19 protein-coding genes are annotated in these 18,058 nt (G+C 54.3%); 17 read left to right on the forward strand and 2 right to left on the reverse strand.

What is annotated here, in order from left to right:
• The first annotated feature begins 181 nt into the window (after positions 1-181).
• A complete protein-coding gene (locus M6D89_RS15755) occupies positions 182-1,159 on the forward strand; it encodes a CobW family GTP-binding protein (protein ID WP_253969058.1) in 978 nt (325 codons plus the stop codon).
• An 84-nt stretch (positions 1,160-1,243) separates the two neighbouring features.
• Here the strand turns inward: M6D89_RS15755 and M6D89_RS15760 are convergent, their stop codons facing one another.
• Positions 1,244-3,862 carry a CHASE domain-containing protein gene (locus tag M6D89_RS15760; protein WP_253969059.1) on the reverse strand — a complete coding sequence of 873 codons (2,619 nt, stop codon included), beginning with the start codon at positions 3,860-3,862 and terminating at the stop codon, positions 1,244-1,246.
• Between the two features lie 430 nt (positions 3,863-4,292).
• Here M6D89_RS15760 and M6D89_RS15765 point away from each other — a divergent pair, with 430 nt between their 5' ends.
• From M6D89_RS15765 to M6D89_RS15835, 15 genes are all read left to right on the forward strand, one after another.
• The gene (locus tag M6D89_RS15765) at positions 4,293-4,667 is read left to right on the forward strand and encodes a MerC domain-containing protein (RefSeq protein ID WP_253969060.1); all 375 of its coding nucleotides are present in this window, start codon (positions 4,293-4,295) and stop codon (positions 4,665-4,667) included.
• Positions 4,661-5,065 carry a TraR/DksA C4-type zinc finger protein gene (locus M6D89_RS15770; RefSeq protein WP_253969061.1) on the forward strand — a complete coding sequence of 135 codons (405 nt, stop codon included), beginning with the start codon at positions 4,661-4,663 and terminating at the stop codon, positions 5,063-5,065. Before M6D89_RS15765 ends, M6D89_RS15770 begins: the two co-directional genes overlap by 7 nt.
• Positions 5,055-6,260: a zinc metallochaperone GTPase ZigA gene (gene zigA / locus M6D89_RS15775; protein ID WP_253969062.1), complete on the forward strand. Its 1,206-nt coding sequence runs from the start codon at positions 5,055-5,057 to the stop codon at positions 6,258-6,260. Before M6D89_RS15770 ends, zigA begins: the two co-directional genes overlap by 11 nt.
• Positions 6,260-6,922, forward strand: a complete 663-nt coding sequence (locus M6D89_RS15780; RefSeq protein WP_253969063.1) for a DUF1826 domain-containing protein — start codon at positions 6,260-6,262, stop codon at positions 6,920-6,922. Before zigA ends, M6D89_RS15780 begins: the two co-directional genes overlap by 1 nt.
• Positions 6,919-7,557: a DUF2796 domain-containing protein gene (locus M6D89_RS15785; protein WP_253969064.1), complete on the forward strand. Its 639-nt coding sequence runs from the start codon at positions 6,919-6,921 to the stop codon at positions 7,555-7,557. The genes M6D89_RS15780 and M6D89_RS15785 overlap by 4 nt, the downstream gene beginning before the upstream one ends.
• Before the next feature lie 2 nt (positions 7,558-7,559).
• Positions 7,560-8,102, forward strand: coding sequence for a Fur family transcriptional regulator (locus M6D89_RS15790; RefSeq protein ID WP_253969065.1), 543 nt, complete (start codon positions 7,560-7,562; stop codon positions 8,100-8,102).
• A 30-nt stretch (positions 8,103-8,132) separates the two neighbouring features.
• Complete coding sequence (locus M6D89_RS15795) at positions 8,133-8,561, forward strand: MerC domain-containing protein (protein WP_253969066.1); 429 nt, start codon at positions 8,133-8,135, stop codon at positions 8,559-8,561.
• Positions 8,558-8,971 carry a phosphoribosyl-AMP cyclohydrolase gene (gene hisI, locus M6D89_RS15800; RefSeq protein WP_253969067.1) on the forward strand — a complete coding sequence of 138 codons (414 nt, stop codon included), beginning with the start codon at positions 8,558-8,560 and terminating at the stop codon, positions 8,969-8,971. The genes M6D89_RS15795 and hisI overlap by 4 nt, the downstream gene beginning before the upstream one ends.
• Before the next feature lie 49 nt (positions 8,972-9,020).
• Positions 9,021-9,947, forward strand: coding sequence for a GTP cyclohydrolase FolE2 (gene folE2 / locus M6D89_RS15805; protein ID WP_253969068.1), 927 nt, complete (start codon positions 9,021-9,023; stop codon positions 9,945-9,947).
• Positions 9,944-10,126, forward strand: coding sequence for an SEC-C metal-binding domain-containing protein (locus M6D89_RS17310; RefSeq protein WP_272496045.1), 183 nt, complete (start codon positions 9,944-9,946; stop codon positions 10,124-10,126). The genes folE2 and M6D89_RS17310 overlap by 4 nt, the downstream gene beginning before the upstream one ends.
• A gap of 44 nt (positions 10,127-10,170) precedes the next feature.
• Positions 10,171-10,395: a hypothetical protein gene (locus tag M6D89_RS15815; RefSeq protein ID WP_253969069.1), complete on the forward strand. Its 225-nt coding sequence runs from the start codon at positions 10,171-10,173 to the stop codon at positions 10,393-10,395.
• A gap of 103 nt (positions 10,396-10,498) precedes the next feature.
• Entirely contained in the window at positions 10,499-12,502 is a 2,004-nt protein-coding gene (gene thrS, locus M6D89_RS15820; protein ID WP_253969070.1) for a threonine--tRNA ligase, read from the forward strand.
• The gene (locus M6D89_RS15825; RefSeq protein ID WP_253969071.1) at positions 12,499-13,878 is read left to right on the forward strand and encodes a dihydroorotase; all 1,380 of its coding nucleotides are present in this window, start codon (positions 12,499-12,501) and stop codon (positions 13,876-13,878) included. The genes thrS and M6D89_RS15825 overlap by 4 nt, the downstream gene beginning before the upstream one ends.
• A gap of 34 nt (positions 13,879-13,912) precedes the next feature.
• A complete protein-coding gene (locus M6D89_RS15830; protein ID WP_253969072.1) occupies positions 13,913-14,302 on the forward strand; it encodes a nuclear transport factor 2 family protein in 390 nt (129 codons plus the stop codon).
• A 24-nt stretch (positions 14,303-14,326) separates the two neighbouring features.
• Entirely contained in the window at positions 14,327-15,241 is a 915-nt protein-coding gene (locus M6D89_RS15835) for an aspartoacylase (RefSeq protein ID WP_253969073.1), read from the forward strand.
• A gap of 80 nt (positions 15,242-15,321) precedes the next feature.
• On the opposite strand, the gene M6D89_RS15840 is transcribed toward M6D89_RS15835, so the two are convergent.
• Positions 15,322-17,022 (reverse strand): protein adenylyltransferase SelO family protein, encoded by a 1,701-nt coding sequence (locus M6D89_RS15840; protein ID WP_253969074.1) that lies wholly within the window; start codon positions 17,020-17,022, stop codon positions 15,322-15,324.
• Positions 17,023-17,245: 223 nt separating this feature from the next.
• On the opposite strand from M6D89_RS15840, the gene M6D89_RS15845 reads away from it, so the two are divergent.
• The gene (locus tag M6D89_RS15845) at positions 17,246-17,662 is read left to right on the forward strand and encodes a DUF4174 domain-containing protein (RefSeq protein WP_253969075.1); all 417 of its coding nucleotides are present in this window, start codon (positions 17,246-17,248) and stop codon (positions 17,660-17,662) included.
• Positions 17,663-18,058: the final 396 nt, after the last annotated feature.

An 18,058-nucleotide genomic window follows, 5' to 3' on the forward strand; every position in this document is an offset into this window, starting at 1 on the left:
GCTGGACGCTGGACGCTGGACGCTGGACGCTGGACGCTGGACGCTGGACGCTGGACGCTGGACGCTGGACGCTGGACAATTTTGTGTTTTACTGACGTTCTGTCAAAAAGTGGTTTTTAACGTTCCACATGCAGCCACATTTCCCGTAACCCGTAACCCGTAACCCGTAACCAGGACAAACATGAATCCAATTCCCACGAACATCATCACCGGCTTTTTAGGCGTGGGCAAAACCACCCTGATTCGTCACCTGTTAAGCCACAAACCTGATCATGAAAACTGGGCCATATTGGTTAACGAGTTTGGCGAGGTTGGTATAGACGGTGCGCTTTTGCGCGAGGGCGGTGCCGAGGTTAAAGAAATTCCCGGCGGTTGTATGTGCTGCGTGGCGGGGCTGCCCATGCAGATTGGATTGGCGCAACTGCTGCGCCGCCAGCGTTTTGATCGGCTGCTGATTGAGCCCACGGGGCTGGGCCACCCGCTGGAAGTACTAAAAACCCTGAGCGATCACTTTGAGGGAGTCATTGACCTTAAAGCATGCCTAACGCTCATAGACCCGCGCCACTTTGAAAGTGACAGGCATTTGGCCAACGAGATTTTTCGTCAGCAACTGGATGTCGCGGACGTACTGGTAGCGACAAAAACCGATTTGGCCGAACAAAATCATTTACTCGCCATGGAGACGATACTGCGCCAATGGCAATTAGCTGAGCGCCCCCTAACGACCGCCAATAACGGCGAACTGGATCAGCACTGGTTAAACCTGCCTCACAATCACCACATCCCCCTGCCCGATCACGCCCACCATCATCATGACAATTACCCCGCCGCCACCTTACCACCCCCCGATGAAGATCAGCCGATTGTTTGCAAGCACCACCAAGGCCAGGGCTATCACAGCTGCGGCTGGGCCATTCACCCCTCGCGCGTATTTACCCTGGCGGCACTATTTAACTGGATAAACGGCCTGACCTGCGACCGCCTTAAAGCGGTCGTGATTACCGATGAAGGCATAGTGGCACTGAACATGGCAGAAGGCGTGGTAAAAATGCTGGAGTTAGACGAGTGTGATGACAGCCGTCTGGAAATGATTCACAGTGATGCTCTGGATGGCGAAAGGCTGGAACAGGAGCTTGTGGCCTGTCTTATGGCTGAATAACAAGTCGGGTACAGTAGGACTGCCACCGCCTTCACAATCGCCCAACCTGAATTTGCGTGGTCGAAAGCGCCGGAGTCGACCGACTTATTCAGGTTGCTCGATCAACGGAAGGCGCACAAAAAACTCGCTGCCCTTGCCCAGCTCGGATTCAAAGTCGATGCTGCCATGCATTTTTTCGGTTAGAGCTTTAGCGATGTAAAGCCCAAGGCCTGTGCCCCCCTTTTCACGCTTATCCGTGGAGTCCGCCTGAGAGAATTTCTGGAATATTTGCTTGCGGAAGTAATCTGGCATACCGCGGCCAAAATCTTTTACCGTAATCTGAATCTGTCCCTCAAGTTTCGCAAGCGATACGATAACTGGTTCGCCAGAGTCAGAATACTTAATAGCATTCGATAACAGGTTAGACATTATTTGCATAACCCGATGAGGATCAGCCAAAACTTGATCGTATTCTGTTATGTCAGGCGACACGTTCAAAACCAGCTCCACCTCATAGCCATCCGCGTAGCCCTGCATTTGGCGAAGAGCCTGCTGCATGATGGCGGTGATAGGCACAGCCTCGAGGATGATTTTTAATTGGTCAAACTCCAGTTTTTCGACATCGAGAATGTCGTTAACAAGCACACTCAAGCGCTCGGTATTGTTACGCGCGATAGCCACCATATTTCGAGTTTTATCACTAATTTCCCCGGTCACCCCCGCCTGCACCAATTTTAACGACCCTAAAATTGAAGTGAGCGGTGTGCGTAATTCGTGGCTAACCGTACTGACAAACTCGCTTTTGAGCTTTTCCGCTTTTTTGCGCTCGGTAATGTCGTGCAGCATAATCACATAGTGGGGCACCTGCCCCAGCCATACTTGACTCACCCCCACCTCGACCGCTAGGCGCTGGCCACTCTGGGTAATTAACGTGGTTTCAATGGTGGCATTTAAATGGGCGGTCAGAATCGACTCAAGGGTTTCGCCCTGGCGATCTAAAAACTCTAACCACTGCTCGATACTCGATTGCTGCAACTGCTCTTTACTGGCCGCAAAAAGTGTTAAGGCGGCGGGGTTATAGCGATACACTTTGCCACTGCCATCCACCGTTAAAATGGCATCCGTCGCACTATTGAGAATCGATGAGAGCTCTTTGGTGCGCTCATTGACCAACTCTCGTATACGCTCAGCGCGCACGCTGAGTGACAGCAAAAAGCCCCCCAAGAGGGCGCAAAATAAAAACCCTCCGGCCAACACCGGCCAGGTGTGTGCGCTGTGATGCTCGGCCACGAAAGACTCGGTTGGCTCAAGCTTTAATCGCAGCGCCCCTCCGGCGAAAGGGTAAGTCTGCTCAAAGCGAATGAGCGAAGACAACCCAGAGGTTTTCACTTCGCCCACTTGCGCCAGGGGTTCTTCATTGCGGCCGACATAGTCCACCGCTACCGCAAAGGCGGGAGTTTGGCCGTAGTCGGCGATCATTTTCCGAATCAGCTCCTGAGTCACAATAACGGCGGTAGCAAATCCCTGAATACTTTGCCGACTCTGTTCCCGAGCACTTTTACGATACACCGGATAAAAAACCAACAGCGCCTTACTGTCTATGGTGTCCTGCACCAATTGAATCGGAGGAGTCATTTGCGCAGTTCCTGTACGGGCACTTCGGGCCAACGCCTCACGTCGGTTCGGCACCGACCCGACATCGAAGCTCTGCGCCTTTTCATTGCCTTGCTCAGGCACTATATATTTGACGAAAATATAGTCGTCGCGCTCGGCCGCAGGAATCAGGGCGCCATTAGCCGCACGCTCGGTAATGACACCGGGCAGCCCACGCTCGCGCAATAACCGCTCTTCGTGAACACGCTGACTTAGGGGAATGAGAGGGTTCCAGGAAATCGCATGAATCACCCGATTACCCTCCAGGGTATTGTCGTTAAACCGTCGAAAATCATCCGCCGAGACATTCTCCGACGCCTGGAACAGGCCGTCGATGCTTTTCAGAACACCGACGTGATCTTCAAGAGCGGACTGAAAATTGGCCGCAAAAGGAATACTCAACTGCTGAAAAGATTTATCCAGCCGGTCCAGGTCAGCGCTGTTGATACGAAAGAACACCACAATCATCAACGCGGTCGCGGCTGCAATCGGGCAGCCCACACTCGTCAGCCGTCCGCGCCAGACCGCTTGGGGCTCTGCAAAGGCTATGTACATAACCGGCAGCGCCAACATGACGCCGATACTGTCGCCAACCCACCAGGTCCACCAGCTGTAGGCCACACTCTGCGCACTGATGGCACCAAAACCGTAAAGCACGCCAACACCGCCACTGGCGCTGATCAAACAGGCAATGGGCCCGCTCAAAATGAGTAAGCTAGCAATATCGGCTTCACGTGTGAACGCCGGTCGCCCCTTCAGGATAAAAGCCGACAACTTTTTAGCCAGCAATACCGCTGCCGTGGTCGACAGGGCAATCCCACTGGCAATAAGAAGACTAAGAGCGGTTAGCTCGCCGCTGTTTTGCCAGCTCACTGAAATATTCAGCAGCAAGGACCCCAGAAACACCCCGGGCAGCAACCTCACCCCGAACAGCATAACGGCGCCCACAGCGATACCCACGGGCGGGAAGATAGCACTGGCAAAACCTGGCGGAATAGCGAGGGTGAGCGCCAAAAGCCCTACCCCCCAGTACGCAAACGCCAAAAGCGCTATTGAGACAAATGTTTTCAAAAAGGCCGGATCCGAGTAATGAGTTTATAAACCAGTGTCCCTCCCTGACACCGTCCCCCCAAGAGGGCACTTTAATTTATAGCCGAGCCACTCCAGATTTGCCTCAAAAAAAACAAGTTTATCGGCCCGTATTAGCCCGCTCAAGTTTTATATTGAACCCGAAGTGGCGCAGGATAACCGCCTCGTCTGCCAGAACGGTCAAGCGGCACCCCTTGGCGGAGGAGCCACTTTCAAGGCGGTTCCAGGCCTGCTGCTCTTGTGCTGAGAAGCTGAACTATCCACGCTTGCACCAACTGAAGACCTACCCAAACCTCCAGCCATAGCGCGACTCAAGGTCTTGGGCCAGCCTGCGCAGAGTGCAGCCACTATTGACCGGATGCACCCCTTGCCTTATTGTTATGTTATAACGTTTTATTTCTGAGAGAGCGCCATGAAAGACGAGACCGCCGCACTGTGCTCCGGCCTGTGCCTAATCCACTGTATTGCTACCCCTATTTTGCTATCCATTGGAAGCCTGGGCCTGATCGGCAGTTTGTTTACCTCGGAGTGGGTACACCTTGTACTGATCATCCCCATTGCCGCGCTGGCACTGGCCAGTTTCCCCAGCGGCAGAAAGCGGCACGGCCGCTGGTTACCCACGGCGTCGGGCTTTAGCGGCTTAGCTCTCTTGGTTACCGCCTTATTCGCCCCGCACGAGGCCGAAGCGGCGCTTTCAATCAGCGGCGGCCTGCTGCTGATAGCGGGACATTTAAGCAATCGCTTTCACTGCCGTCGCCTGCCGCAAGCGGGAGAGTCCACATGCTAACCGAGCAACAACTACGCAAGGCGCCCAAGCGCGATTACATGAACCCCGAACAACAGGCGTTTTTTAAGCATCACCTGCTAAGCCTGAAGCAAGAAACCCAAAACCACATTGAGCAGATAAAGCAGCAGCTTGCTCACCCCCCGGAGTGCAACGACGAAGCCGACCGTGCACAACTCGAGGACGACATGGCAATTAAGCTCAGACTGGCTGATCGGGAATACAAGCTGCTGCGCAAAATTGACGCTGCACTGCGCCGTTTACATGTGGGCGAATACGGCTACTGCCTGGAGACCGGCGAGCCGATTGGCATTGAACGTTTATTGATTAGACCGACCGCAGAGTTCGGTACCGACGTTAAAGTGATTAGCGAAGAGAAAGAGAAATTTTATGCAGACTGAACAAGCAAAGCTACCCGTTACCGTTCTGTCCGGTTTTCTGGGCGCGGGCAAAACCACGGTACTCAATCATATATTACACAACCGCGAAAACCGTCGCGTGGCGGTCATCGTCAATGATATGAGTGAAGTCAACATCGACGCCGATTCGGTGAAAAACGATGTCAGCCTGAATCGCAGCGAAGAGAAGCTAGTAGAGATGAGTAATGGCTGCATCTGTTGCACCCTGCGCGAAGATCTGTTGCTGGAGGTACGTGCGCTTGCCGAGTCCGGAAAATTTGATTATTTGCTGATTGAGTCCACCGGTATTTCCGAGCCCTTACCCGTCGCAGAAACTTTTACCTTTGCCGATGAGGACGGCACTAGCCTGTCGGACATTGCCCAGCTGGACACCATGGTCACGGTAGTCGATGCGGTCAACTTTATGGCCGAGTACCAGCAGGCCAAAGATCTGCGCGACTCGGATGAAAGCCTGGGCGAAGAAGACGAGCGCAGTGTCACCGACCTGCTGGTCGAGCAGGTGGAGTTTGCCGATGTCATACTCATCAGCAAAACCGATTTGGTGGACCAGCAACAGCTGCAAACCTTAGAAGGTTTATTGCGCGGGCTAAACCACGACGCACAATTGGTGCCGATCAAAAACGGCGAAGTGCCGCTGAATCGTGTACTGGGTACTGGTCTTTTCGACTTTGCCCGTGCCCAGCAATCGCCCCTGTGGCTAAAAGAAATGCGCGGCGAACACACCCCCGAAACCGAAGAGTACGGCATCAGCAGCTTTGTCTATCGCGCGCGCCGGCCCTTTCATCCGCGCAAGTTTTTCGACTTTATGCAAAGCCCTGCGCCCAATGGTCGGCTGATTCGCTCTAAAGGCTATTTCTGGCTGGCCTCGCGCCCCGAGTTTGCCGGCCAGTGGAGTCAGGCGGGCGGCATTGCCCGGCACGGGGCGGCCGGGATGTTCTGGCGCGCGGTGCCCGAGCAATACTGGCCCGAGGACGAGGACACACTCAGCTTCATTCAGGAAAAGTGGCAAGAACCCTTTGGTGATATGCGCCAGGAGCTGGTGTTTATCGGCCAGGGGTTAGACCAAGCCGGAATGACCGAAACCTTGGATGCCTGCCTGTTAAACGATGACGAAATGATTGCCGGTAAAGACTACTGGAAAAAACTACCCGACCCTTTCCCCAGCTGGAGTGAGTAATGCAACAAGCCGCTGAAATTATTGCTGCACCCGCGGGGCTCAGCCAGAGCACTGACCCAGCCGTGTTCACCGACTTGTATAACGCCGAAACTAATCTGTGTGTCTGGCAGCGGCACCTGCCAGCGCAGGTTGCGCAGTACAGCAAGTTTGTGCTGGAGCAGCAGCCACATGCCACCGAGATACGCCTGTCCAGCGATTTAAAATCGCTGGAACACGAACTGTGCAAACGCTTACCTGACCATGTGCTACGTCAGGCTTTTATTGACGATGTGATTATCTTGGCGGATATGGTGACCTGCCTGCTGGGTGCCAAGGCCGTAGGCCTGAGACTGTGCACCGCCAGCTCGGCTACCTGCCCGCGCTTTCACGTCGACAAACTGGGCTGTCGCCTGATTACTACTTATTGTGGCCCGGCGACCGAATGGCTCGACAACAGCGTGATTGATCGCGGCAAATTAGGGCGCGGCGCCGAAGGCAAAGCCGACAGAGAATCCGGGCTCTATTTAAACGCCTCATCTATTCGTAAGCTCAACACCGGCGATGTCGCGTTGTTAAAGGGTGAAGACTGGCCCGGCAATGAAGGCCACGGCATTGTGCACCGCTCGCCAGAGCTAATTGCTCCGCAACGACGCCTGTTTCTTACTATGGATGCCATCACATGAATACTATCCGCACTAAGTACAAGACTTCACCGTCCGCTCGCGCTTCAGTGCGAGCGCTGTTGATGGCCGCGATACTCAGCAGCGCGGCCGGGGTAATTGGCGCCGGCATGCCGGCTCACACACACGGAGAAGCCGAACTCACCATTGTCATGGCCAACAATACTCTGGACGTGGAGCTGTTATCCCCGGGCGTCAACCTGGTGGGATTTGAACACAAGGCCAACAGTGCCGTTGAAAAGGCCTTACTAAAAAATGCCCAACAGCAACTGCAACAGCCCGACACGTTTTTGGACTTTGCTGACCACCAGTGCGAACTGGCGAGCGCTTCTGTGAACGTATCCGCGCTGCAAGCCGAGGTGGAACACAGCGATCACAGCCACGAACACGAACACGAACACGAACACGAACACGAACACGAACACGAACACAGCGATCATAACCATAAAGGCGGGCACAGCGAAATCGGCGCCCGCTACCATTATCGCTGCGAGGCCGAGGCCTACCCCGAAGAGATTGAGGTAAAACTCTTCCAACACTACCCAAGCCTAAGCAAAATCAACCTGATGTGGATAAGCCCATCGGCGCAGGGCGGAGCCACCCTGACCCCCAAGAGCGCCACAGCCAGTTTTAAATAACCATGCGCACAAACGTTGAGAAACTTATCGCCCAGGCCGATAAAAACTGCAGTGCTCGCGGCACCCGCTTAACCGTCAAACGCAAGCAGGTTCTGGCGGGTCTTTTGAACTGCAAAAAAGCACTGTCAGCTTATGAATTAATCGACTATTGCGAACACGAGTTCGGCGAGACATTCTCGGCCATGTCGGTTTATCGAATTTTAGAGTTTCTGGAGCAAGAGCATCTGGCGCACCGGCTCAACCTGGCGAATAAGTACGTTGCCTGCGCGCACATTTGCGAACGCCACAGCCACGACGCGCCGCAGTTTTTAATCTGCCAAGTCTGCCATAAGGTAAGAGAAATTATTATTAAACCCGACACCATATCAACCCTGAAACAAACGGTGGCCGATGCCGGCTTCGAACTCAAAAGCCCTCAGTTGGAGATGAACTGTATTTGCAATGACTGCAAAGATACGAGCTCAAAGCCTCTCCACTGCACCGATGATTCGCCCGCTAACCGTGCGCGAACAGCTACTACCACCACCGCAGCGACCAGCAAATAGAAACCGTATCCACAACTGGAATTTAACACCATGAAATCCGCGCAAATATTAACCGACAAACTCGCCATCACCCTTTCCCTCGCCTGCGCCATCCACTGTCTGGCACTGCCATTATTACTGGCTTTATTACCCAGCCTTGCCGCACTGGCACTGGACCATGAATCCTTTCATTTTTGGATGGTGGTAGCTGTTATTCCCAGCAGTCTTTACGCCTTGACTTTGGGCTGCAAAAAGCACCGCCGCGTGCGCGTTCTACTGTTAGGCACGATCGGCTTAACTCTGTTAGTACTGGCGGTGGCACTGGGCGAAGCACGCATTGGCGAAGCTGGCGAGAAGCTACTGACGCTGGCGGGCGCAACCTGTGTCGCTCTGGGGCACTGGATGAACTTCCGGCTGTGCCGCACACACGAAAGCAAAGCCTGCCCTTGCCCCAGCCAAAACCCGGCCCAGGCTTCATGAAGCGCTCCTACTTTATCGCCCTTGAAAATGGGCACGAGCCATTGCCCTTAGACGAAGTGATCGATCAGCTGGCGTTTGATGCACAGGGATTGATACCTGTTATTACCCAAGATGCCGGCAGCAGCGAGGTGTTAATGTTCGCCTGGATGAATCGCACCGCACTGGAGCACACCATTACCCATCAGCGCATGACCTACTGGTCGCGCAGCCGTCAGCAACTGTGGTGCAAAGGAGAAACCAGCGGGCATGTACAAGAGCTTATTCAAATGTCCTTTGACTGCGATGGCGATGCCATTCTGTGCAAGGTGGAGCAACGCGGCGCGGCCTGTCATACGGGACGCCCTTCGTGCTTTTACTTAAAGGTCGATACGCAGGAAAAACGCGTGCGGGCAACCGCAAATCCATCTTAAGTTTAAGGCGACAACCGCCTTTTCCAAAACATCGATTAGTTAATTTTTTATGCAACAAAACAAACAACTGCCCGACATTGCCAATACCCGTACGCCTTCAGTCACCAACGGATTGCGCTGGGTGGGCATGGAGGCGATTGCCGTTCCTGTGACACTCTCCAGTGATACTGGCACTGAGCAAACCGTCGCGGCAAAGGGCAATCTTTATGTCAGTCTGGACGACCCCGGCGCCAAGGGCATACACATGTCGCGACTGCATCGGCGCCTGAACCAGTTGGCAGGCAAGCTATGCGACAAAGCGCAACTCGACGCACTACTGAACGACATGGTGTCGTCTCAGGGGCCTATCAGCAAAAGCGCCAAGTTCGATTTAAGTTTTGATCTCTGCCTGGCAAAACCCTCTCTACTAAGCAACGAGACGGGTTTTCAATCTTACAATGTGACAATTACCGGCGAGCATCATCAAGGCGTAAACAGCTACCGGCTGGCGCTCACTGTTCCCTATTCCAGTACCTGCCCTTGCTCGGCTGCGCTATCGCGACAACTGCTGGCGGGCGCCATTGACTCGCAGTTTTCAGGGGAGCAGATAGACAAACAAGATTTGCTGGCCTGGGTAGAGACCACCAGTGTCGCCACGCCCCATAGCCAGCGCTCGTACGCGTATTTGAATTTAGTATTGAGCGACCAAAACTGGCCCTCGCTGCTTTCACTGATCACGCAAATTGAAACCACTTTGGCCACGCCAGTGCAAACCATGGTCAAACGCAGTGACGAGCAGGAATTTGCAAGACTAAACGCCGAAAACCTAATGTTCTGCGAAGACGCCGCGCGTAAACTAAAAACCATGCTGGAGCAGTGCACCTGGGTTAAGGATTACACGTTTAAAGTCGAGCACCAGGAAAGTTTGCACGCCCATAATGCCGTGGTTATTGATACGAAATACAACCCAATTGCCGAGAGAGTTTTTGACTTATGAACACTGAACAATATTCCAACGACGAATCCACACAAGATTCGGGCTCTTGCTGCGCCAGCGCCAGCTGTTGCGCACCGCAGGCACCGATAAAACGCGATCAACCTAAAATAGGCCGAAACTCGCCCTGCCCCTGTGGCAATGGCAAAAAATACAAAAAGTGCTGCGGTCGCCAGGCGTAAAAGAGCGGACCTTTCCCCGGCCATTTTACTTTGGATTAATTACTATGACGGATTCAATCGTACCTCAAACCTACCAACAATGGCGCCACTGTATCACTGAGATTTGTCAGATACCGCTGACCGCCGAATACATTGAAAAGCGCCTGCAATCGCTGAACAACCCCAATGATCACACGACCACACAATTCGTGCGGCTTTACGGTGAGAAACAGCGAATACAAACCTTGCATTGGTTCGAGCAGGCGAAAACAGAGCTGCCAACGCCGTAAACAAAGGCCAAAAGAGAGCTGCACTTAGCCCGCGTGCTCTACCTACGTAATGAGCCCTCTGTGTAAGCCACCATCAGTACCATTTAACGAAGATTGCATCGCCATGACCCAAGCTACACCAACCTGCGCCCCTCAATTCATTACTCTCACCCTGCCCGATGGATCGCAGCGGACATTCCCCACGGGCACCACAGTTCTGGATGTGGCCAGCGCCATCGGCCCCGGGCTTGCAAAAAGCACCCTCGCCGGCAAGGTGGACGGCAAACTCGTGGATGCCTGCGACCCGATTGATCACAACGCTTCGCTACAGATTATCACCCCCAAAGACGATGAAGGACTGGAGATTATCCGCCACTCCTGCGCGCACTTGATCGGCCATGCGGTTAAACAGCTCTACCCCGAGGCAAAAATGGTTATCGGCCCGGTGATCGACGATGGCTTTTATTACGACATCGCTTACGAGCGGCCCTTTACCCCGGAGGATTTAGCGGCGATTGAAACTCGTATGCGTGAGTTGATCAACTCAGACTACGACGTGATCAAACGCGTACTGCCGCGTGATGAGGTCATCGATACTTTCAGCCAGCGCGATGAAACCTATAAGTTACGTTTGGTGGAAGATATGCCCAACGAACAGCAAATGGGTCTGTATTTTCACCAAGAGTACGTCGACATGTGTCGCGGCCCGCACGTGCCCAATACACGCTTTCTCAAACACTTTAAACTCACCAAACTCTCTGGCGCCTATTGGCGAGGCGATGCCCAAAATGAGCAGCTGCAACGTATATACGGCACCGCCTGGGCGGATAAAAAGGCCCTCAAGGCTTATTTGCAACGCATTGAAGAGGCGCAGAAGCGCGACCACCGCAAGCTGGGGCGCGAGTTGGACCTGTTTCATTTTCACGACGACGCCCCCGGCGCGGTATTCTGGCACCCACACGGCTGGACCTTGTTTCAAGAACTGATCAGCTATATGCGACGTCGGCAACAAGACGCGGGTTATGTAGAGGTTAATTCTCCCGATGCCATGGACCGCAGCTTATGGGAAGTTTCCGGCCATTGGCAAAATTACCGCGACAATATGTTCACCACCGAGACAGAAGACGGTCGCGTGCTGGCACTCAAGCCCATGAGCTGCCCAGGCAGCGTATTGCTTTATCGTCACGGTTTAAAAAGTTATCGCGACCTGCCCATTCGCATGGCCGAGTTTGGCAAGGTACACCGCTACGAACCCTCGGGCGCGTTGCACGGACTATTGCGTGTGCGCCACTTTACCCAAGACGATGCCCACATTTACTGCACGCCAGAGCAAATGGACAGCGAGTGCCGCGAGATTGTCACGCTAGTGTTGGATATTTACCGTGAGTTTGGCTTTGACGATATCCACCTCAAGCTCTCTACCCGCCCGGACAACCGCATGGGCGATGACGCAACTTGGGATCTGCTCGAAGGCGCATTGGTTAAGTCATTGGAAGACATGAACCTGAGCTACCAGCTCAACCCAGGCGAAGGTGCGTTTTACGGCCCCAAATTGGAATTTGTACTGCGCGATGCCATTGGCCGCGACTGGCAATGCGGCACTTTGCAGGTGGACATGAACCTGCCCGAGCGCTTCGGCATTGAGTATGTCGCCGAAGACGGCGAGCGCAAACGTCCGGTGCTTTTGCACCGCGCTCTGTTCGGATCGCTGGAGCGCTTTACCGGTATTCTGATCGAACACTTTGCCGGCAAATTGCCCGCCTGGCTGGCGCCGGTGCAAGTGGCCGTGCTGTCGATTACCGATGACCACGCCGCCTACGCACAAGACGTAGCCCAATTGCTGCGCGGTGCCGGCCTCCGCGCCGAAGCAGATACCCGCAACGAAAAAATTGGCTACAAAATTCGCGAACAAACTTTGGCGCGGGTGCCCTTCTTGCTGGTCGCCGGCGGCCGAGAGCGCGACGCGGGCACCGTAGCAGTGCGCACCCGCGATGGCGAAGACTTGGGTATTCTGCCAATAGAGCAGGCACTTGAGAGATTGCTGGATGAAGTCAAAGCGCCGGATCAAAACACTCGCGCTGACGGGCTTCGGGCTTTGTGGCAACGCCTGGGGAGCCACTCGGTATGAGTCACACACGGGAGTTATCGCAAAGGCTAGACACCCGCCACGCCGACTTGCTGGTCCATGGCGGCACCGCTATTACCCCCAATGGCGCCGAGCGTATCGACCTGGCGTGCATCGACGGCCAGATTGTCGCGTTGGGTGAATTACACCGCACCTGGACGGCAGAAGATCGCATCGACGCCACTGGCCTGTATATTCTTCCGGGAGTTATCGACAGCCAGGTGCATTTTCGCGAGCCAGGCTTAACCCACAAAGAAGATTTAGAAGCCGGCACCCGAGGCGCCGTTCTCGGTGGCGTGACCGGGATATTTGAAATGCCCAATACCAACCCGCTCACCCTGTGGGAGTCCGACTTAAAAGCCAAACTGGATGCGGCCGACGGACGCGCCTGGTGCGACTATGCGTTTTACATTGGCGGCTCGGCTACCAATGCCGAGCATTTACACACGCTTGAAACTTTGCCCGGCTGCGCGGGCGTCAAAGTATTTATGGGCAGCTCGTTTGGCGACTTACTGACCGATGAAGACGAAGTGCTGCGTCGCATTTTAAAAAACGGCAAGCGTCGTATGTCCGTACACGCCGAAGACGAGGCGCGGTTGATCGAGCGCAAAATGCTTGCCGAAGCCAGTGGCGACGTCTGCGATCACCCCTATTGGCGCGATGTGGAAAGCGCGTTTAAAGCGACGCGCCGCGTGGTGGCAATTGCCGAGGAAACCGGTCGCCGCCTGCATGTACTGCACGTCACCACGGCCGAAGAAATGGCGTTTCTGGCGCAGCATAAACGACGCGTCACCGTGGAGACCACGCCGCATCATCTCACTATGCACGCACCCGAATGCTACGAGCGCTTGGGCAGCTTGGCTCAAATGAACCCACCGGTGCGCGAGCGGCACCATCAGCAAGCACTTTGGCAAGCCATCCAAGATGGCGTAGTAGACGTGATCGGCAGTGACCACGCCCCCCATACACAGGAAGAAAAAGCCAAGCCCTATCCGCAAAGCCCCAGCGGCATGACCGGGGTGCAAACCCTGCTGCCCACCATGCTCAATCATGTTAACGCCGGTCGACTAAGCCTGCAGCGCTTGGTCGACCTGACCAGTGCGGGGCCAGCACGGATTTTCGGCATCGAGGGCAAGGGGCGTATCGCACTGGGCTATGATGCGGATTTAACTCTGGTGGACATGAAGGCCGAGCGGATTATCCGTAACGACTGGATTGCCAGCAAAAGTGGCTGGACACCTTACGACGGCATGCCCATAACAGGCTGGCCGATTCATACGGTAATACGCGGCAAAGCCGTCGTGCGCGACGAACAGTTAACCGAAACCCCACAGGGTAAAAGAATTCGATTTTTGGAAACCAACACAAACCACACTTAACCGATATTTTTCGCCTTTAAGACGAGGAAAAACAATGACTCAGCCAACTCCCCGAGAAATTTTGGATCAGTGGATGCAAGCGGTGAACAACGCCGACGTAGAAACTCTGCTCAACCTGTACGATGCCAACGCGGTTTTGATTCCCACCTTTTCCAACCGCACCCGCAACACACCGGAAAAACTGCGCGAGTACTTTGAACAGTTGGGCAGCCGGCCGGAGCTGAGTATTGCGCTGCATGAAAAAACCTTGATCGTTCAGGATTTATCAAACCAGCTCTATACCCTGGGCGGCATTTACAACTGGCGCTTTGCCGTCGACGGTGAAGTTCTGAATTTTGAGGCGCGCTTTAGCTATGTAATGGATCTGTCCAAACCCAACCCCATTGTGCACCATCACTCATCACAAATCCCCCGCACCCTTTAATCTCACTCCGAGGCCCATTACGGTATGAACGACATCATTACGCAAGTTGCAGTCACCGGCGGCACACACGGCAACGAGTCTACCGGTGTCTATCTGGTGAAACACTGGCAATCGCATCCCGAGGAAGTTAAGCGCGATAGCTTTGCCACCGAGCTTCACCTGACCAACCCGGCGGCCATCAAGACTATGCGGCGCTATATCGATCAGGACCTGAACCGCCAGTTCAACCTCAAAGATTTGCAAAACCCGGCGCTGCAGGGCAGTGAACAACAACAAGCCAAGATGATCAACGAGCAATTGGGCCCCAAAGAAAACCCGCGGGTGGATTTTGTGATCGATATGCACACCACCACCGCCAATATGGGCATGACCGTGGTGTTTAACTCCGATCACCCGCTGGTGATCGGAACCGCCTTTTACATCAAGCAAAAAATGCCAGACGCGCATTTATTTTTTCAACCCAGCGACCGGCTGGAAGACAATTTTTTGCGCTCCATGGGACGTTATGGCGGATTGGTTATCGAAGTGGGGCCCATTCCTCAGGGGCTCTTAAGGCACCAGGTGTCTGCCGATACGCACAGAGCGGTTATGCACGCGCTGGATTACCTTGAGCAATACAACCAAGGCCACAAACCCGAGATACCCGCCGAAACAACCGGCTACCGGTTTATCGAAAAAATCCCCTTCCCGGTCGATGAACACGGCGAAATCGCCGGTATGATTCACCCCGATCTACAAGATCGAGATTATCAACCCATTGCCCCCGGCGACCCGCTGTTTATCACCCTGGCCGGCGAGACAATTACCTACCAGGGCGAGCAAACCGTGTACGGGGCGTTTATCAATGAGGCGGCCTACTACGACCGCAAAATCGGCCTGAGCCTGATGGAAAAAGTGCGTATCGCCTACCCCCATAGCAAAGGGAACGATTTGAGTTAGAGCCAGGATTTTCGGGCGTCACTCAGCGGCATTGCCCGAGCACCCGCATGCAGTGCAATCGTTTGCGACCTGTTGCGGGCTCAAGACGAACAACTGTAGTGGGATACCCCGCCGGCCAGAAAAAACTCCGGCGGCTTGAGCCTGTAGTACTTTTCCTCGACTTGCGGCGATTGCTCATCATAGGGCCGGGTGAGTACCTCCTGCAGCTCTCTTACCAGGGTGTAATCGCCCTGCTTGGCCCGCTCGTATGCCGGCACTACCAACCACTCGCGCCAGGTGTACTTAGGATTGATCTGCAACATTGTCTGCGACAATTCGGCCGTATTATCCGGACCAATCAACGAACGCCATTTTTCCAGCCAGCTCGACCATTGTGCCTCAAGCGTGGCGGACGGCGCTTGATAAAAGCTCTGGCGCAAAGGCTCCAGGCTCTCAGGTATATAGGAGAGCTCGCGGAAGAAGATGGTGTAATCCACCGGCGTTTTCATCATTAGCGCCAGCAGCTCGTTAAGCAGCTCGGCGTTATGAGATTCTAGCCCCAGCTTGGCGGCAAACATACTCTCAAGCTTTTGCTGCATGACAACGCCAAACCCCTTTTGGAGCTCGTCGAATGTCTGTAGCTGTTCGGGGTGAGATAACAGTAAAGGACGCAGTGCGCTGCAAAAGGAAAGAAAATTCTGCTCCGCCGCCGCCGGCTGATTAAAAAACGAAAAGTGCTGTCCGCCGCCGGTCCAGGGTTGAAAGTAGGGATCAAACCGCTCGCAAAAACCGAAAGGACCATAGTCCAACGTATAACCCCCGCCCGCGCAGTTGTCACTGTTAAAGTTGCCCTGGCAATAACCTACCCGCAGCCAGTTGGCAATCAGCGAAGTCAGCCGCTCGCGAAAGTCTGAGGTCAGTGCCACCAGTTTTTCGGGTAGCGACAAATCGGAATCAATGTCGCTTGCGTATTCTCGGTCAATTAAATGCAGAACAATTTTTTCCAATTCTTCCAATGAATCGGCATGGGCCTGGGCGCGCACCCGGCGGGCAAACAGCTCTAGCTGCCCCACCCGCAAAAACGAGGGTGCCACCCGTGTGGAAATAGCCACAGGTTCTGATACCAGCGTATCCGGATCGGTATTGGACGAGCCTTGCGAATACCAGGGCCGCTGGACCGTCTCGGTTTTAGAAACATACAAACACAGCGAGCGGGAGGTAGGCACACCCAGCGCGTGCATATGCTCCTGCGCCAGAAACTCGCGCACACTGGAGCGCAAGACTGCGCGACCATCGGCGCCGCGGCAGTAAGGCGTGCGACCACCCCCTTTTAATTGCATCTCCCAGCGCTGGCCGTTGATAACCGCTTCGAGCACCGATACAGCGCGGCCATCGCCATAGCCATTGCCCGTCTGAAACGGACACTGCTGAGTGTACTCGGTGCCATAAATAGACAGCGCATAACCCGTAGCCCAACCGACTTTACGCAGTGGCGCGGGAAGGTCAGACATATCCCCGGAGAAGAGGCGGCGAAATCCCTCTGTGTGCGCAAGATTGTCGTCAAAACTAAGCTCGCGAAAAAAATCACTGCTGTGGGCAACATACTCAGGCTCGGGAATAGGTGTGGGTTTAACGGGCACATAGTGGCCCGAAAAAACCTCCCGTGGACGATAATCCTCGCCATCATCCGTCGCGTCCGGGTCGCGGGTCAAAGAATCCAGCAGCGAATAGTCGGCCAACTCCGCAAGCGCCTTAAGGCTGGTCACGCGAAGCGCTACTTCTTTACCCTTTTGCTCATTCATACAAAGTGCCAATACTGTTTGTTACTGCTTAGCAGGTGTAAGTGCTTAACAAGATGTTATTCAAACTCACTGTACCACAGAGGCGCCACCGCCATTAGCGCCGAACTTAATAGCAGGAGTGATCGCGCTACACATTTCACCGTATATCCAAAGTGAAAACACGGGGTGAGGCTTACCCGCCTTCGCTCCGATGTCACTGTCACACTGATTCACGGTAGATGCTATGAAACCCTGGCGACTATGGCTGCTCAGCCTACTCCCGCTCGCGACGACAGGTTACGCGGCGCCGCTCAACGACCTGGCGCCTCTGCAATGGGAGAATCGGATTATTCTGGCCTGGACAGACAAACCGCAAGCCCTGGTAAAGGCATTAAGACGTGAGAGTGCGGCCGTGCAAGAGCGCGATATCGTCTGGTTTGTTTTCTCTGGTGGCGCCACGCAATCGAACTATTCAGGTAAGCTCGGCGACGACTTTGCCGCTGTAATGACTGAAAAATACCACCGCTCTACACCCCAGGTACTGCTGATTGGCAAGGATGGCGGCGTCAAAGACGACGAAAGCGAACTTTTGTTAAAGTCTCTGTTTCAACAAATTGACGCCATGCCCATGCGACAGCGCGAAGTGCAAAATGGCAGCTGACGCCGCAAGCGCGGTTTGTTATCTTTGCAGCCTTAATATCGGGGTAGGATTATCAAATTCGCGTGCTGCTCGAGTTTACTCTCTGTATTATGGGTTGAACTCCTTGCCAAAGCTCGTTCGGCAGGCCCCAAGATGGCACTTTTTTTTGACTTAGCGCACGCAAAACGCGACACTCCGGCAACAAAATAGAAATAACAGGGACTTGTTATGCGATACATCCCGGTACCACCTCCAACCGAAGTAAAGACTTGCTCGCGCTGTAGCCTGCAATCCCCTGCCGACGCCGAACAGTGCATTCACTGTGCCCAGCTCTCAGACCGCGAGTTACATCAGTATTTACAGCAACACCAGCGCAGGCTTCGGGCAGGCGCCAATCTGGGGCGCTACTTTGCGCTC

The organism is Gilvimarinus xylanilyticus (genome assembly GCF_024195295.1).
Taxonomy (GTDB): Bacteria; Pseudomonadota; Gammaproteobacteria; order Pseudomonadales; family Cellvibrionaceae; genus Gilvimarinus; species Gilvimarinus xylanilyticus.

Bases quoted from the DNA above. Each gene is read 5' to 3' on its own strand.
- M6D89_RS15755 (WP_253969058.1), top strand. From the start codon at position 182: ATGAATCCAATTCCCACGAACATCATCACCGGCTTTTTAGGCGTGGGC.
- M6D89_RS15765 (WP_253969060.1), top strand. From the start codon at position 4,293: ATGAAAGACGAGACCGCCGCACTGTGCTCCGGCCTGTGCCTAATCCAC.
- M6D89_RS15770 (WP_253969061.1), top strand. From the start codon at position 4,661: ATGCTAACCGAGCAACAACTACGCAAGGCGCCCAAGCGCGATTACATG.
- zigA (WP_253969062.1), top strand. From the start codon at position 5,055: ATGCAGACTGAACAAGCAAAGCTACCCGTTACCGTTCTGTCCGGTTTT.
- M6D89_RS15780 (WP_253969063.1), top strand. From the start codon at position 6,260: ATGCAACAAGCCGCTGAAATTATTGCTGCACCCGCGGGGCTCAGCCAG.
- M6D89_RS15785 (WP_253969064.1), top strand. From the start codon at position 6,919: ATGAATACTATCCGCACTAAGTACAAGACTTCACCGTCCGCTCGCGCT.
- M6D89_RS15790 (WP_253969065.1), top strand. From the start codon at position 7,560: ATGCGCACAAACGTTGAGAAACTTATCGCCCAGGCCGATAAAAACTGC.
- M6D89_RS15795 (WP_253969066.1), top strand. From the start codon at position 8,133: ATGAAATCCGCGCAAATATTAACCGACAAACTCGCCATCACCCTTTCC.
- hisI (WP_253969067.1), top strand. From the start codon at position 8,558: ATGAAGCGCTCCTACTTTATCGCCCTTGAAAATGGGCACGAGCCATTG.
- folE2 (WP_253969068.1), top strand. From the start codon at position 9,021: ATGCAACAAAACAAACAACTGCCCGACATTGCCAATACCCGTACGCCT.
- M6D89_RS17310 (WP_272496045.1), top strand. From the start codon at position 9,944: ATGAACACTGAACAATATTCCAACGACGAATCCACACAAGATTCGGGC.
- M6D89_RS15815 (WP_253969069.1), top strand. From the start codon at position 10,171: ATGACGGATTCAATCGTACCTCAAACCTACCAACAATGGCGCCACTGT.
- thrS (WP_253969070.1), top strand. From the start codon at position 10,499: ATGACCCAAGCTACACCAACCTGCGCCCCTCAATTCATTACTCTCACC.
- M6D89_RS15825 (WP_253969071.1), top strand. From the start codon at position 12,499: ATGAGTCACACACGGGAGTTATCGCAAAGGCTAGACACCCGCCACGCC.
- M6D89_RS15830 (WP_253969072.1), top strand. From the start codon at position 13,913: ATGACTCAGCCAACTCCCCGAGAAATTTTGGATCAGTGGATGCAAGCG.
- M6D89_RS15835 (WP_253969073.1), top strand. From the start codon at position 14,327: ATGAACGACATCATTACGCAAGTTGCAGTCACCGGCGGCACACACGGC.
- M6D89_RS15840 (WP_253969074.1), bottom strand. From the start codon at position 17,022: ATGAATGAGCAAAAGGGTAAAGAAGTAGCGCTTCGCGTGACCAGCCTT.
- M6D89_RS15845 (WP_253969075.1), top strand. From the start codon at position 17,246: ATGAAACCCTGGCGACTATGGCTGCTCAGCCTACTCCCGCTCGCGACG.